The organism is Pseudomonas sp. S3(2024) (assembly GCF_036861315.1).
Classification (GTDB): domain Bacteria; phylum Pseudomonadota; class Gammaproteobacteria; order Pseudomonadales; family Pseudomonadaceae; genus Aquipseudomonas; species Aquipseudomonas putida_A.
Map to the genome: position 1 here is coordinate 311353 of NZ_JAZAQQ010000005.1, position 14439 is coordinate 325791.

The 14439-nt window shown below is 60.4% G+C and carries 12 protein-coding genes; 6 read left to right on the forward strand and 6 right to left on the reverse strand.

Annotated elements, in window-relative coordinates:
* Positions 1 to 341 precede the first annotated feature (341 nt).
* Entirely contained in the window at positions 342 to 3149 is a 2808-nt protein-coding gene (locus VLA07_RS15575) for an ATP-binding protein (protein ID WP_333989626.1), read from the forward strand.
* Here the strand turns inward: VLA07_RS15575 and VLA07_RS15580 are convergent.
* The gene (locus VLA07_RS15580) at positions 3114 to 4583 is read right to left on the reverse strand and encodes an ATP-binding protein (protein ID WP_103367637.1); all 1470 of its coding nucleotides are present in this window, start codon (positions 4581 to 4583) and stop codon (positions 3114 to 3116) included. The two genes, VLA07_RS15575 and VLA07_RS15580, sit on opposite strands and share 36 nt — an antisense overlap.
* 90 nt (positions 4584 to 4673) lie before the next feature.
* Positions 4674 to 5624: a GlxA family transcriptional regulator gene (locus tag VLA07_RS15585; RefSeq protein ID WP_285375843.1), complete on the reverse strand. Its 951-nt coding sequence runs from the start codon at positions 5622 to 5624 to the stop codon at positions 4674 to 4676.
* 220 nt (positions 5625 to 5844) lie between these two features.
* On the opposite strand from VLA07_RS15585, the gene VLA07_RS15590 reads away from it, so the two are divergent.
* Complete coding sequence (locus VLA07_RS15590; RefSeq protein WP_333989627.1) at positions 5845 to 6567, forward strand: pirin family protein; 723 nt, start codon at positions 5845 to 5847, stop codon at positions 6565 to 6567.
* A gap of 51 nt (positions 6568 to 6618) precedes the next feature.
* Here the strand turns inward: VLA07_RS15590 and VLA07_RS15595 are convergent, their stop codons facing one another.
* Both VLA07_RS15595 and VLA07_RS15600 read right to left on the reverse strand, forming a co-directional pair.
* Positions 6619 to 7107, reverse strand: a complete 489-nt coding sequence (locus tag VLA07_RS15595) for a hypothetical protein (RefSeq protein WP_333989628.1) — start codon at positions 7105 to 7107, stop codon at positions 6619 to 6621.
* A gap of 171 nt (positions 7108 to 7278) precedes the next feature.
* Positions 7279 to 8154, reverse strand: coding sequence for a LysR family transcriptional regulator (locus tag VLA07_RS15600; protein WP_285375844.1), 876 nt, complete (start codon positions 8152 to 8154; stop codon positions 7279 to 7281).
* A 109-nt stretch (positions 8155 to 8263) separates the two neighbouring features.
* Between VLA07_RS15600 and VLA07_RS15605 the strand changes: the two genes are divergently transcribed.
* The 3 genes from VLA07_RS15605 (at position 8264) to VLA07_RS15615 (ending at position 11568) form a co-directional block, all read left to right on the forward strand.
* Positions 8264 to 9454: a YbfB/YjiJ family MFS transporter gene (locus tag VLA07_RS15605; RefSeq protein ID WP_333989629.1), complete on the forward strand. Its 1191-nt coding sequence runs from the start codon at positions 8264 to 8266 to the stop codon at positions 9452 to 9454.
* 61 nt (positions 9455 to 9515) lie between these two features.
* Positions 9516 to 10514: an NAD(P)H-quinone oxidoreductase gene (locus VLA07_RS15610; RefSeq protein WP_333989630.1), complete on the forward strand. Its 999-nt coding sequence runs from the start codon at positions 9516 to 9518 to the stop codon at positions 10512 to 10514.
* Positions 10515 to 10623: 109 nt separating this feature from the next.
* Positions 10624 to 11568: an alpha/beta hydrolase gene (locus VLA07_RS15615; RefSeq protein WP_333989631.1), complete on the forward strand. Its 945-nt coding sequence runs from the start codon at positions 10624 to 10626 to the stop codon at positions 11566 to 11568.
* Here the strand turns inward: VLA07_RS15615 and VLA07_RS15620 are convergent.
* Positions 11565 to 13376 (reverse strand): ABC transporter ATP-binding protein, encoded by a 1812-nt coding sequence (locus VLA07_RS15620; RefSeq protein WP_333989632.1) that lies wholly within the window; start codon positions 13374 to 13376, stop codon positions 11565 to 11567. The genes VLA07_RS15615 and VLA07_RS15620 overlap by 4 nt on opposite strands.
* A gap of 202 nt (positions 13377 to 13578) precedes the next feature.
* Here VLA07_RS15620 and VLA07_RS15625 point away from each other — a divergent pair, with 202 nt between their 5' ends.
* Complete coding sequence (locus VLA07_RS15625; RefSeq protein ID WP_097088705.1) at positions 13579 to 13992, forward strand: VOC family protein; 414 nt, start codon at positions 13579 to 13581, stop codon at positions 13990 to 13992.
* Between the two features lie 57 nt (positions 13993 to 14049).
* Here the strand turns inward: VLA07_RS15625 and VLA07_RS15630 are convergent, their stop codons facing one another.
* Positions 14050 to 14379, reverse strand: coding sequence for a hypothetical protein (locus VLA07_RS15630; RefSeq protein WP_007961262.1), 330 nt, complete (start codon positions 14377 to 14379; stop codon positions 14050 to 14052).
* Between the last annotated feature and the right edge of the window lie 60 nt (positions 14380 to 14439).

Consider the following 14439-nt stretch of genomic DNA (forward strand, 5'->3'; position numbering starts at 1 on the left):
CACATGTGCACTCCATTGCAGCCATCAGGTCCTGACCTGAGGGCAAGCTTGACTCAGCGGATTTTTGGGGTTGAAGCGAACACAGACGAGTTAATCGTTGTTAATTGTCCGCGAGACAAAGCGCTGGTCTGAACATTGCAGCGGGCAAAAATGCCGATCGCAGCATCACTTTCGAGCATTGCCGGCAATCTGCACGTTGCACTGACGCCAGAACCTGCGGAATATGTCGGCAAAACTGCGGATTAGAAGGCTTGCGTGCCGCTGACGCTGATCCGCACTGCCCTTCACGGAGGCTTCACACGCCGTGGGCAGGATTATAAAAATTTCGCAGGAGTGAGCTGTTGAGTCTTCCCCCGAATCAGGCCCTCGGTTTCGGCCCCTATCGGATTCAGCCCGGCAAACGGCTGCTGCTTGAGGGCGAGCAGCCGTTACGCCTGGGCCGACGTGCCATGGATATTCTGCTGATCCTGCTGGCGCATGCCGGCGATGTCGTGAGCAAGCAGCAACTGATTGCCGGCGTGTGGCCGGACAGCGTCGTCGAAGACATCAATCTGCGGGTGCACATGGCGGCGTTGCGCAAAGCCCTGGGCGATGGTCAGGGCGGGCAGCGATACATCGTCACGGTGGCGCAGCGCGGCTACAGCTTTGTCGCACCGATCAGGCTGCAATCGATCGAACAGCACACCTGCGCAGAGACCGGCACCCGGCATAACCTGCCACTGCGCCGCACGCGAATGATCGGCCGCCAGCCGCTGGTCGACAGCCTGATCAGGCAGTTGCCACGCCAGCGCTGCATCACGCTGGTCGGCCCCGGCGGCATCGGCAAAACCACCGTGGCCCTGCGCGTTGCCGAGCAGATGATCGGCCACTATCGGGACGGTATCCGGCTGCTGGATCTGTCGCCGATCAACGACGCACGAATGATCTGCTCGCACCTGGCGGCCCTGCTGGATGTGGTGCTGCATGACAACGATCCGCTGACCCACCTCGTCAATGCGCTGCGCGAGCGCCAGATGCTGCTGGTAATCGACAATTGCGAACACCTGATCGACGCCATGGCACTGCTCAGCGAGAGCATTTTGCGCGGTGCGCCGCAGGTTCACATTCTGGCCACCAGCCGCGAGAGCCTGCGTGCCGAAGGCGAGTATGTGCAACGTCTCGAATCCCTCGATTACCCGCCGCCGATTGCCGTGCTTGATCGTGCGCAGGCGTTGAGTTTTTCGGCACTGCAACTGTTTGCCGAACGCGCCCTGGCCGCGCACGAGGGCTTTGAATTGAGCGACGCCGAGTTGCCCGATGCGCTTGAAATCTGTCGGCGCCTGGACGGCATTCCGCTGGCGCTGGAGCTGGCGGCGGCGCAGGTTGGAGAACTCGGCCTGCAGGGTTTACTCAGCCAGCTGCAAGGGCGTCTGCCGGTATCGGCTGCCGGCAATCAGAGCAGCGTGGAGCGCCACCAGACGCTGCGTGCCACGCTGGACTGGAGCTTCAACCTGCTCACCGATTGCGAACAGACCTGCCTGCGCCGGCTCGGCGTGTTTCGGGGTGGCTTCACGCTGGAGTCCGCCGCTGCGGTGATCGGTGGACAGCACATCCAGCCCGGCGAGGTGTTCGGCTCAATCACCCAACTGGTCGCCAAATCGTTGCTCAACGTCGAAGTCGGTGACGAAGAAGTGTTTTATCGGTTGCTCGACACCACGCGCCGCTATGCCCTGGAAAAACTCGAGCAAGGCGCCGAACTCGCCGAAACCCGCGAACGCCACGCTGAACGTTGTCTGGCGCTGATGTATCAGGCGCAGACCGATTGGGAAACCACCTCAACCGCACTGTGGATCGAACGCTACGCACGCGGTCTGGAAGACCTGCGCGCGGCGCTCGACTGGAGTCTGAACGGTGCAGGCCCCAATGATGTGGGGATTTATCTGGCCGCGACCTCGGCGCCCCTGTGGCAAGAGTTGTCGCTGCTCAAGGAATACGGCGGTTACGTGCGTCAGGCGCTGGCCCTGCTGGAAAACGCTGCCGAACCTTGCCCTCGGGTGAAGATCGCGCTGAAACTGGCGCTCGGCAGCGCCTGCTACCACACCTGGGGTGGTACCCCGGAAACCATCGCCGCATTCGTCGATGCCCATACGCTGGCGCAAGAGTACGACGACGTGGCCGGCCAACTGCGTGCAGTGTCCGGGCACATGGCGGTCAATCTCAGCTGTGGCCACTATCGGTCGGCGCTGGAACAGAGCGAACAGTTCGATCGTCTCGGCCTGCACGGCGACCCGCAGTTGTCGCTGAGTACACATCGCCTGCGGGTGTTGGCACTGCATTACGCCGGCGACCAGCAGCAGGCACGCCTGCATGCCGAGCAAGTGATTCAGCACATGGCGCAAAACGGCAATCCCAACCGTTTCACTCATGGCTTCGGCGTGCAGTACGACCAGAGCGTCGCCTCGCTGACGGTGCTGGCCCGGGTGTTGTGGCTGCAAGGTTTCCCTGAACAGGCCTGGCGTACGGCCAGGCAGGCACTGGACATCGCCGTGCAAATCAACCACGGCACCTCGATCTGCTACACCCTGGCGCTGGCCAGTTGCCTGATTGCTCATTACAACGGTGACCCGCAAAACGCCCGTGCTTTGCTGCAGCTGTTGCTGGAGCAGGCGCAGAAGCATTCCGTATTGCTGTTCTATCGCTGGGCACGGCAATACGCGCAGGTCCTCGACGCCGATGCCGCCGTGCCGATAGCGACCGATGACAGCGGTCTGATCAGAGAAATCATGGTGACCCTGGACAGCCGCTTTGTTGATGATGCGTTGCTTGAGCGGGCACACAGCGGAGCTGCAGGCTGGAGCACGGCGGAGATTCTGCGGGCTCGGGCCGATCGCATGTTGCTTGAACAATCGGCTTGCCCCGACAGCAGCACCCGGCAAGCCGAAAAGGTCTTGCTCCAGGCACTGTCGATCGCGCAAACCCAGGGCGCCCTGGCCTGGGAACTGCGCAGTGCTACTTCGCTGGCGCAGTTGTGGCAACGGCAGAACCGCTACCGCGAAGCACTGGAGTTATTGAACCCGATCTATCAACGCTTCACCGAGGGCTACGCTACCCCGGACCTGCGCAAGGTGCGCTGGTTACTCGACGAGTTGGGCCGCCAACTGCGAGCCTGACACCCAACGACTGCGGCTGACGAAGCGCGCATGCCGACGCTCGTACTCGTTGGATTCACCGCTGCGTTCCAGTTGTTCGCGGGCGTAACGACGGGTGGTGTTGAGCATGCGATAGCGCAACCCGGCACTGCCCCGCTCCACCGCCAGCAAAGACTTCTGCGCCAACCGATCAATCATCAGGGCCAACGTCGACGGGGGTAATTGCGAGCAACTGATGACACCCATCGCCGCATCAATGGCAAACGCCGTTTTGAAGACCGACAGGCGTTGCAGCACCCGCTGTTCCTGCTCACTCAGGTGCTGATAGCTCCAGTCCAGCGCGGCTTTCAGGGTTTGATGGCGTGGCACGGCAGTACGCCGACCATGGCTGAGCAGCTGTAAACAATTGTCGAGTTGAGACTGCAAGCCGACCAACGCCAGCGCATCAATGTGCGCCGCCGCCAGTTCAATCGCCAGTGGCAGCCCATCGAGCCGCCGACAGATGTCGCGCACAGCATTAAGATCCTGTTCACGCAGGGTAAAACCCTGCTGCCGGGCTCGGGCACGACTGACAAACAATTGCACGCCCGAATAGCTCATGGTCTCTTCGACACTGCCCAACGCTGAGGACTTGGGAATGGCCAGTGGCGGCAGGGTTTGCACGGTCTCCAGACTCGCCTGCAATGCTTCGCGACTGGTCGCAAGAATCGACAACCGTGGCGCGGCCTCCAGTAAACGTTCAACCAGAGCCTTGCAGGCTTCACGCAGATGCTCGCAGTTATCCAGCACCAGCAAGCTGTGACGCGCTGCCAGCGTGACGAGATCGGTTTCGAGGGTGTGCAACAGATAATCGAGCAGTGGCGTGGCGTCGTTGACTACCGCCAGGTCCACCAGCCAGACCCCGTCGCGAAAATGCTGTAACAGCAACTCTGCAGCACGCAACGCCACCGTAGTTTTGCCGACACCCGCAGGCCCCGTCACGGTCATCAATCGGCACAGTGGCAATTGCCGCACCATCGAGCCCACCACTGAATCGCGACCGGTCACCGGCGTCAGCCGCACAGGCAAGTTGTGTTGTGGCGCTTGCAGGTGTTCCAGGGCCACGTGCTCAAAATTGTCGCCGTGCACCGGAGCAACGAAGCTGTAGCCACATTGCGGCACATTGACGATGTAGCGTTGGCCGTTCTCACCGTCACCGAGCGCCCGGCGCAGGGCGGCAATGTGGACGCGAAGATTGATCTCTTCGACCACCGAAGTGGGCCAGACCCGTGCAATCAACTCTTCCTTTCTGACCACTCGGCCTGCACGCTCGACCAGCACCTGCAGAATGTCCAGCGCCCGCCCGCCCATGCGCAGTTGCCGATCCCCGTCGAGGATCAGCCGTTGGCGCAAATGAAAGGCGTAAGGGCCGAAATACAGGACTGACGCCGAGTGCAAATCGTTGAGGCTGTTCATGCCAACTATCTTGGCAGCCTGCGATGACGGCACAACCTTCACACAGGGCGCAGCACGGACATCCGGGTGCGCACAACGGACAGAACCGCTCTAGCTGAACTGTTCGCGGTATTGCACAGGGGTAAGGCCGAGTTTTTCCGCGAACAACAGACGCATGTGCCGAACACTGCCAAAACCACTCTTGTAGGCCACGGTTTTCAAAGGCAGGTCAGTGGCTTCCAAAAGATTTCGTGCGCAGTCGATACGCGCACTTTGCAGGAACTCCATCGGCGTCATATTGATGTCGCGGACAAACGTCCGCGCGAAGTGCCGTGCACTCATGTTGGCCAATCCTGCCATGCGCTCGACAGTGAACACTTCGTCGAGATGGTCCAGGACGTAATTCTGTACTCGGGTGATCGGTGTTTCCTGAGGCGCCACCGCCGCCATCAAGGGGCTGAACTGCGCCTGTCCGCCTTGACGTTTCATCACCACCAGCAGCACTTTGGCGACGTCCTGGGCCAACTTCTTGCCGTGATCCTGCGCCACCAGCGCCAGCGCCAGGTCGATGCCGGCCGTGACCCCGCCAGAGGTGATCAGATTGCGATCCTCAATGAAAATCTGGTCGGTGGCGACGCTCGCCTTTGGAAATGCCTTGATCAGGCGTTCGGTGTAGTTCCAATGAGTGGTCACCCGATAGCCGTCGAGCAACCCGGCATGGCCGAGCACGAAGGCGCCGGTGCAGATCGAACCATATCGCTCGGCACAGGGCACGGCCGCTTTCAGCCAGGCCAGCAACGCCGGGTGTTTTTCGTTGTAAGCCCCCGGCCCTCCTGGCACCAGCAGCAAATCGTAGCGCTCAAGGGCTTGTTCGATATGCCGGTCGGTGTGTACCAGCACACCGTTGGACGCACGCAACGGCCCGCGCTCGGTGCCAAGGGTCGTCAGCTGATAGTGCGACTCCGGTTTCAAATAGCGATTGGCCACCGAAAACACTTCCAGCGGCCCGGCCATGTCGAGCAGCAGAAAGTCGGGGAACAACACCATGGCCACGGTTTTCATGGGGTACACATCACTGATAATCAAAAGTAAGCGGACAGGACAGGCTGAGCATTATGGCCAACTGCGGCACAGTCGTCGGAAAAAAATACGTGATCGAGCGCACACAACTGTCAACCAGAAACGGACAGTATTTCAATTTCCATCTACTTATTACCCCGCAGAGTAAACAGTAATCTTCTCCTCACTCGGACGAATTCACGTCCCCCAAGGAGATTTCATCATGCTGACTCTTCGCAAAGCCTCCGATCGTGGTCTCGCCAATCATGGCTGGTTGAAGTCGTTCCACACCTTTTCCTTCGCCAGCTACCGCGACCCGCGTGAACAGGGTTTTTCCGACCTGCTGGTGATCAACGATGACCGCGTTGCCGCCGGTAAAGGTTTCGGCCAGCACCCGCATCGTGACATGGAGATCTTTTCCTACGTGCTCGAAGGCGCACTGGAACATAAAGACACGTTGGGCACCGGCTCGGTGATCCGCCCTGGCGACGTACAACTGATGAGCGCCGGCAGCGGCGTGGCGCACAGCGAGTTCAACCATTCGGCCACCAAACCCGTGCACTTTTTGCAGATCTGGATTGTGCCGGAGATCAGCGGCGCCAAACCGCGCTATCAGCAGGAGCACTTCAGTGCGCAGAAAAAACGCGGTCGCCTGCAACTGATCATCTCGCCGGACGGCAGCGATGGTTCGCTGACAGTGCGCCAGGATGCGCGGGTTTACGCCGGGTTGTTAGACGGCAAGGAAAGCGCCACCCTGAAACTGTCCGCCAACCGTTACGCCTACGTGCATGTGGCTCGCGGCAGTGTTGAACTCAACGGCCAGTTGCTGCAGGAAGGTGACGGCGTGCGGGTTCGCGAGGAACAGGCGTTGACCCTGAGCAATGGCGCGGATGCAGAAGTGCTGGTGTTTGACCTGCGTCCGCAAGAGCTGCCGCAAATGCCATGAGGCAGGGTTTCCAAAGCCAACAAAAACGGCCTTCGATTGAAGGCCGTTTTTTTATTTTGGCAACACCGGTGATGGCTGCTCGGCAGGCTTGGCTGCGCCGACTTCTTTGCCCGCCTGAACCGCCGCCAAGGTTGTTTGTATCGCTGCATACAGGTTGGCCTGACTGGCGAAATAGCCACCGACGACAATGCTGACCACACCAAACAGATGCACAGCCGTTGCCATCCAGACGTTGGCATTCACGGAACCCGCCTTTTTGAGCGCCTCTTTGGACTCGATGGCAATGCCTTGAATCATCGAGTCGTAGCGTTTATCTCGCTCACACTGGATGCGCTCATTCGCCTTGTCTCGCTCTGCCTGGGAGCAAAGGAACTCTCGGATATCTGCGTGCACTCGCTCTACCCGAGCATCCATCCTTGCCTCGATGCTCTCGATCCTGGCGTTGAATTCTTCACGGCTGATAGCGTTCATGATTTGTGTATTACTACCTTTGCTCAATGTGTCGAAGCTTTGATATTGCTCGAATTCCCTGGCTTTCAATCCGATCCCCTTCCCTGGGTTAGCGATACCTTCTCTGGCGCACCGATTTCCTGGCGCTGCGAGTTGCATCAACCTTAGGACTGGCGCTCCAAGCCCACAAGCCGGCAGATTCTGCTGTGGATGTAGGGCGTTTCGTCAGACGCTGTAGCTTGTCCAAAACGCTTTGAGCCGTCACTCATTCTCCAGTGCAAACGCCTCGACAATCTGCTCAATCACCGCCCTGACCCGTGCGGTGTGGCGCAAGTCCGCGTGGGTCACCAGCCAGACCTCATACGGTTGCGGGCGATTGCGCTCCGGCCAAAGCCTGATCAGGCCATCGCGCTCGCCCATGTATACCGGAATTTCTCCTACGCCCAGGCCGGCCGCAATCGAGCGGCGTACCAACAGACTTGAACTCAGGCTGGCGACAATCCGCCCGCGATGCAGCGGCTCGCAAACCAGCGTCATGTCCTTGTGCGTCTGCAAATACGGCTGGTAGACCACCAGGTCATGGCCTTCGAACGCCGTACCCGGCGGCGGGATGCCATGGGCGTCGATATACGCCTGTGATGCGAACAATCCCACGGGCCAGCGTGCAATCCGCCGCGCGATCAGATCGGGATTGTCAGGCCGGGTATTGCGCACAGCGATGTCCGCCTCGCGCTTGGCCAGGCTAAGAATCTGCGTGGAGGCGTCCAGTTGCACACGCACGTCCGGGTGCAGCGCGTGCAGGCGACTAATGGCCGGAATCAGAAAGTCGATGGCCAGTGAGTCGGTGGTGCTGACGCGTACGGTGCCGGTCAGACGATCATCCAGGCCCTGAATCTGCCGCTCAAGTTCCAGCGCCGAATGCTCCATTTTTTCCACGCTTTTGAGCGCGGCCTCGCCGACTGCGGTCAATGCGTAGCCGTCGGAGGTGCGCAGGAACAAGGTCGCGCTCAGGGACTTTTCCAGCGCCGTGATCCGTCGCCCGACAGTCGCCTGATCCACCCCCAAAACCCGCGCTGCGCCGCGTAATGTCGATTCCCTGCATACCGCGAGAAATACCCGCGCATCATCCCAGTTCATACTGCCCGCCCCATGCAAATTTGCATCACTATAAAGCCGAATCGCTGCATTACCGCAGCAAAGATAGCCGATATTCTGAGCGCCATAGACCTTCCTCAGGATCGCTGTCATGCGTACATCAACCTCAGCCTTACCGATTTTCTCGGGACTCTGCGCCAGCCTGGTCGGCATTGGGCTGGCGCGTTTTGCCTACACACCGCTTATTCCCTCGCTGATTCAGGCGCAGTGGTTTTCTGCCAATGACGTGGTCTACCTCGGCGCAGCCAATCTGGTCGGCTATCTGATCGGCGCCCTGCTCGGCCGGCCGATCGCGCGGCAACTGGGCAATAAAAACGCTCTGCGACTGATGATGCTGCTGGTCACCGCAGCGTTTTTTGCCTGCGCATTTCCGTTGTCGGTGAGCTGGTTCTTTGGCTGGCGATTGCTGTCGGGGATTACCGGCGGCGCGATTATGGTGCTTGTGGCGGCGACTGTTCTGCCCCACGTGCCGGCATCCCGCAAGGGACTGGCCAGCGGTGCGATTTTTCTCGGTATCGGCTTGGGCATCGCCGCCTCCGGAACCATCGTCCCGCCCTTGTTGAATATGGGCCTGCACGCCACCTGGCTGGGGCTGGGCGGATTGTCCTTGTTGCTGACCGCTATGAGCTGGTTTGGCTGGCCTGTTGATCTACCGTACCCGACCGCCACTCCCACAGGCGCTGCGGTTGAGCCAACCCCCTCCGCCGTCTATTTGCTGTTCGGCCAATACGCCTTCATGGCCGCAGGTCTGGTGCCGGCCATGGTGTTCCTGGTGGATTACGTGGCTCGCGGGCTCGGTGCCGGGGCGCAGATTGGTGCACTGGTTTGGGTGATGTATGGCCTGGGCGCAATTGTCGGCCCGGTAAGTTACGGCTTTCTCGCGGATCGGCTTGGCGCGCGGATGGGCATCCGGCTGGTATTGGTGGTGCAGGCGATTGCGCTGGGACTGCTGGCGGTTTCCCACTCTTTCATCGCGTTGGCCGTGCTGGCAGTGATCATCGGTTCATTCCCGCCGGGCATCGTCCCGCTGGCCTTGGCCCGCGTGCATGAACTGGTGCCGGATCACCATCGCCAGCAAATCGCCTGGAGCCGTGCCACCGTATCGTTTGCCACGTTTCAGGCGCTGGCCGGATTTGCCTATTCGGCGCTGTTCAATGCCACGGGCGGTCAGCACGCAATGCTCTTCGTGATCGCCGCAGGGGCGATTGTCGTGGCGATTTTGTTGGAGCACGCCCTGAAATGGCTGCCCTCAGCGACTGAACAACGTGTCTGTGAAAATTGAAGGGAATCATTGCCCGCGGGCTGCGCTCCCATCTTCAGAACCTCAAGCAACAGGAATCGACATGACTTTGCCCAACGAAATGACCCGGATCGAAATCACTCAACCCGGTGGCCCGGAAGTCTTGCAAGCCAAACGCGTGCCGTTACCGGTCGCCGCAGCCGGTGAAGTGCTGATCCGCGTGCATGCCGCCGGGATCAACCGCCCCGACGCCCTGCAACGGGCCGGCAAATACCCGATGAAGCCGGGCATGAGCCCGATCCCCGGTCTGGAAGTGGCCGGCGAAGTGGTGGCGCTGGGTGCCGGTGTCAGTCAGTTTGCCATCGGGGACAAGGTTTGCGCGCTGACCAACGGTGGCGGTTACGCCGAATACTGCAACGTCCCGGCCGGGCAAACCCTGCCGATCCCCGATGGACTGGATTGGGTGCAGGCCGCCGCTATCCCGGAAACCTTCTTTACCGTGTGGGCCAACCTGTTCGGCCTCGGCGACGTTCAGCGCGGTCAGCGCGTGCTGATTCACGGCGGCACCAGCGGCATCGGCACCACCGCGCTGATGCTCTGCCGCGAGTTCGGCATCGAAGCCTTCGCCACCGCAGGCAGTGCCGATAAATGCGCGGCAATCAGCAAACTGGGTGGGCAGCCGATCAATTATCGCGAGCAGGATTTCGCCACAGTCATCGCAGAAAAAACTGCAGGCCAGGGGGTGAACGCGATTCTCGACATCATGGGCGCTTCGTACCTCAACGGTAATGTCAGCGCGCTGGCGATGGATGGCCGGCTGGTGATGCTGGGCTTTCTCGGTGGCGGCAAGGCCAACGACATCGACCTGCTGGCGATCATGGCCAAGCGTGCGGTGATCACTGGCTCATTGCTGCGTGCGCGAACCGCTGAGGAAAAGGCCGAAATTGCCGAGCAACTGCGCGAACACGTTTGGCCGGCGCTGGCCGCCGGACGCTGCCTGCCGATCATCGACAAGGTTTATTCGCTGAACGATGCGGCCCAGGCGCATGCGCGCATGGAAGGTGGCGACCACATCGGCAAAATCGTTCTGCGCGTGGGCTGAGCCGCAGCATTTTGTAATCGTTGCGAGTAGACGGTGGTCGAAAAAGTCACGCGCAGACCGAGCCTTCTGGTAAAAAGCCTTCTTTGTCTGCGCTGTGGTGAACCGTTTAATGTTCCTGTCCTTCATGACCCGTTTGCGTCGTCGCCGTCTGGCGTTCGCCTGCATGGCTGCGCTGATCATTGGCGTGCCGACGAGTTGTGCGGTGCTCGAACACACCGAGCGCAAACTGCTGTTTCGCATCGAACCGGGCACGGCCGGCTGGTATCACGGCTTGCCGGGCAGCGTGCAGGAACTCGACTTGCAGCCCAAGAGCTTCAAGGCCGGGCAGAATATTCATGCCTGGTGGTGGCCCGCAGAACGACCGAACGCTCCGGCGATTCTCTATCTGCACGGCGTGCGCTGGAACCTCACCGGACAGCTGTTCCGCATCGAGCAGTTGCGCGCGGCTGGCTACTCGGTATTGGCCATCGACTACCGTGGTTTCGGCCAGAGCAAGGGCGATCTGCCTTCGGAAAGCAGCGTGTATGAAGACGCCCGTGTGGCGTGGGAGCGCTTCAAACTCCTGCAGCCCGACCCGAGCAAGCGCATGATCTACGGCCACTCACTGGGTGGCGCCGTGGCTATTGATCTGGCCGCCGAACTCGGCCAGGACGCCGCACGGGACAAGACACCGCTGCCGGTCAAAGGTCTGGTGATCGAATCGACCTTCACCTCTCTCGCCGACGTGGCTGCCGCCGTGGCCAACACCTCGCTACCAGTGCGCTGGCTGCTGTCGCAGAAATTCGACTCCATCGACAAGATCGCCGAGATTCACATGCCATTGCTGGTGGTGCACGGCATGGCCGACGCATTCGTGCCGCCACGTTTCAGCGAGCAACTGTTCAACGCCGCCCGACAACCGAAACGACTGCTGTTGGTGCCGGGTGCCACCCACAACAACAGCATGGCGCTGGGCGGGCAGAATTATCGCAAGGCGATCGATGCGATGATGCAGTCCAAACCCGCGCCGCGCGTGGCCGGCCCCGCATTGGCACGCAGCGCGCAGGATTCCTAGCGATAGCCGCGAGCCTGCAGATCGAACAGTTTGGCGTAGTGTCCGTTGGCGGCGATCAGGCTGTCGTGATCGCCCTGCTCCAGTATCCGTCCGCCCTCCAGCACCATGATCTGATCGGCGTTGCGCACACTGGAAAAGCGGTGGGAGATCAGCAAGGTCATGCGCTCTTCGGTGTGCTGGCTGAAATGCTCGAACACTGCCGCTTCCGCTGCCGGATCCAGCGCCGAGGTCGGTTCGTCGAGAATCAGGATATCGGCATCGCGGCGCATGTACGCCCGAGACAAAGCAATCTTCTGCCATTGCCCACCGGACAACTCCTGACCGCCGGCGAACCATCGCCCTAGTTGCGTTGCATAGCCACGGTCGAGCCCTTCAATGAACGGCGCGGCCATGCCTTCGGTAGCCGCAGCCTGCCAGCGCGATTCATCGTTGAACGCCGAGGTATCCCCCACGCCGATGTTTTCGCCCACGGTGAACTGGTAGCGAATGTAGTCCTGAAAAATCACGCCGATACGCCGCCGCAATGTGTTCTCTTCCCAATCCTGCAAATCGCTGCCATCAAGCAGAATCCGCCCCTGATCGGGCCGATACAGGCGCGTCAGCAATTTGATCAGCGTGGTTTTGCCTGAGCCGTTCTCCCCCACCAGCGCCACACTCTTGCCCGGCACCAGGTGCAGGTCGATGCCTTCCAGTGCGGCACGGCTGGCCCCCGGATAGCGGAAACCGACGTTCTCAAAACGCAGGCCATCACCCGGATGCGCGCCGACGGTGAGATGACCGCAATCAGCCAACACCGGTTCGGCCAGATACTCATACAGGCTCGACAGGTACAGACCGTCCTCATACAAACCGCTGATCGCACTCAGGCTGCTGCTGACCGCACTCTGCCCCTGCTTGAACAACACCAGGTACATGGTCATCTGACCGAGACTGATATTGCCGTGCACCGCATCGATCACCACCCAGGCATAAGCCAGATAGAACGCCCCTGTACCGAGCAAGCCGAGACCGAAACCCCAGCCATCACGACGCAATGTCAGGCGCCGATCCTCGGCGTAGAGCTTGGCAAAAGTGTCCCGATAACGCTGCAGCAGCAACGGCGCAAAGCCGAACAGCTTGACCTCTTTGATGTAGGCCTCATGGGACAGCAAGGTTTCGATGTAATTTTGCTGCCGACTCTCCGGGGCCCGGCGGGTGAACAGGCGGAAAGCGTCGCCGGAGAAGTGCGCCTCGGCAAAGAACACCGGCAACGCGCCAATCACCAGCAACAACAGCGCCCACGGCGAAAAATGCACCAGCAGCACACCGAAGCTGATCAGCATGATCAGGTTCTGGATCAACCCCAGCGACTTCATCACCAACGCCAGCGGCCGGGTCGAGGCTTCGCGGCGCACGCGCACCAGCTTGTCGTAGAACTCGGAGTTCTCGAACTGCACCAGCGACAGGGTCTGCGCTTTCTCCAGAATCAGCGTGTTGACCTTCTGCCCCAACTGCACCCGCAACAACGACTGCTGCACCGAGAGCGCCCGTTGCGTTCCGGATAACAGCGCCAACACCCCTGCCTCCATCAGCACATAACGCAACACCGGCCACAGCGGTGCATCGCCCTGCTGCGCGTGCAACTGCATCGCCGTCACCACCGCGTCGACAATGCGCTGACCCAGCCATGCGGCCAGCGCCGGCAGAACGCCGGCAATCAGGGTCGCCAGCACCAACCCCAGAAACAACCCGCGTGATGTCGCCCAGACCAGCAACAGGGCGCGCCGGGCCTGATCGAACAGGGCGTTGAAGCGGGAAATCAAAGGCATGGCAGAACAAGCTCAATAGGTCGTACAGGGTGTCATGGTACTCCGCAGGTTTTATCCGTGCTGAAGCGCGGCGTTTTCAGAAGAAAAACATCTGGAAAAACTCTGGCCGTTGCGGCGTCCAATGCTTTGCTATGGTTTAACCGCCTTTCGCGGAACCTGGCGAACATCGCCTCTCTCCGCGCCTACTGCCAGGAACGCCATCATGCGAATCAATCCCTACCTGATCTTCAACGGCAACTGCCGTGAAGCCTTCACCTTTTATGAGCAAGCGCTGCAAGGAAAACTCGAAGCAATCATGACCTTCGGCGAAACACCCGCCGCCGAACACGTACCGAAAGAGCACCACAACCTGGTCATCCATACCTGCCTGAAGGTTGGCGACCAGATGATCATGGCCTCGGACACCACGCCTGACCGGCCGACCGGGGGTATGAGTGGTTGCTCGATTTCACTCAACGTCGACAGCATTGCCGAAGCCGAGCGGGTGTTTAATGCACTGGCCAAGGACGGTCGCGTCGATATGCCGCTAGAGGCGACTTTCTGGGCCGCCCGGTTCGGTATGCTGGTCGATCGCTTCGGCGTGTCGTGGATGGTCAATTGCGAGACTGACAAGTAACGCCGACGTTTCGTCAGGCATGAAAAAGCCCAACCTCTTCAGGTTGGGCTTTTCGATTTATCGCTGGGCCAGCTCATGCCGCACGCATTGTTCGTAATAGGTCTGCTTGACCGCTGCAGGTTTGAGCTTCGACGTGCTGTTGTAGGTCTGCTCGGTAATCCCCATTGCCGTCATGCGCATCCACGGTTGCTGGAACTTGCGCACCTGCAACTGCTTGCGCGCGCCGTACAACGAGATCCCCGAGAGCTTCGACTGTTGTGCGCCGGCGGCGATGTCCGAGCCCCACGTACAGGCAAACCGGTGACTCTTGCTCAACTCCCTCGCTTCAATGGCCGAAGCGAAGGCAGCCAGGGAAAGCGTTGCAACGGTTATGACAATCGTCCGCATATAGCCAACCTAACCTTTTGAAAAAAGGCGATTTTGCCGGGGAAGCCCAAGCCTGGGGGC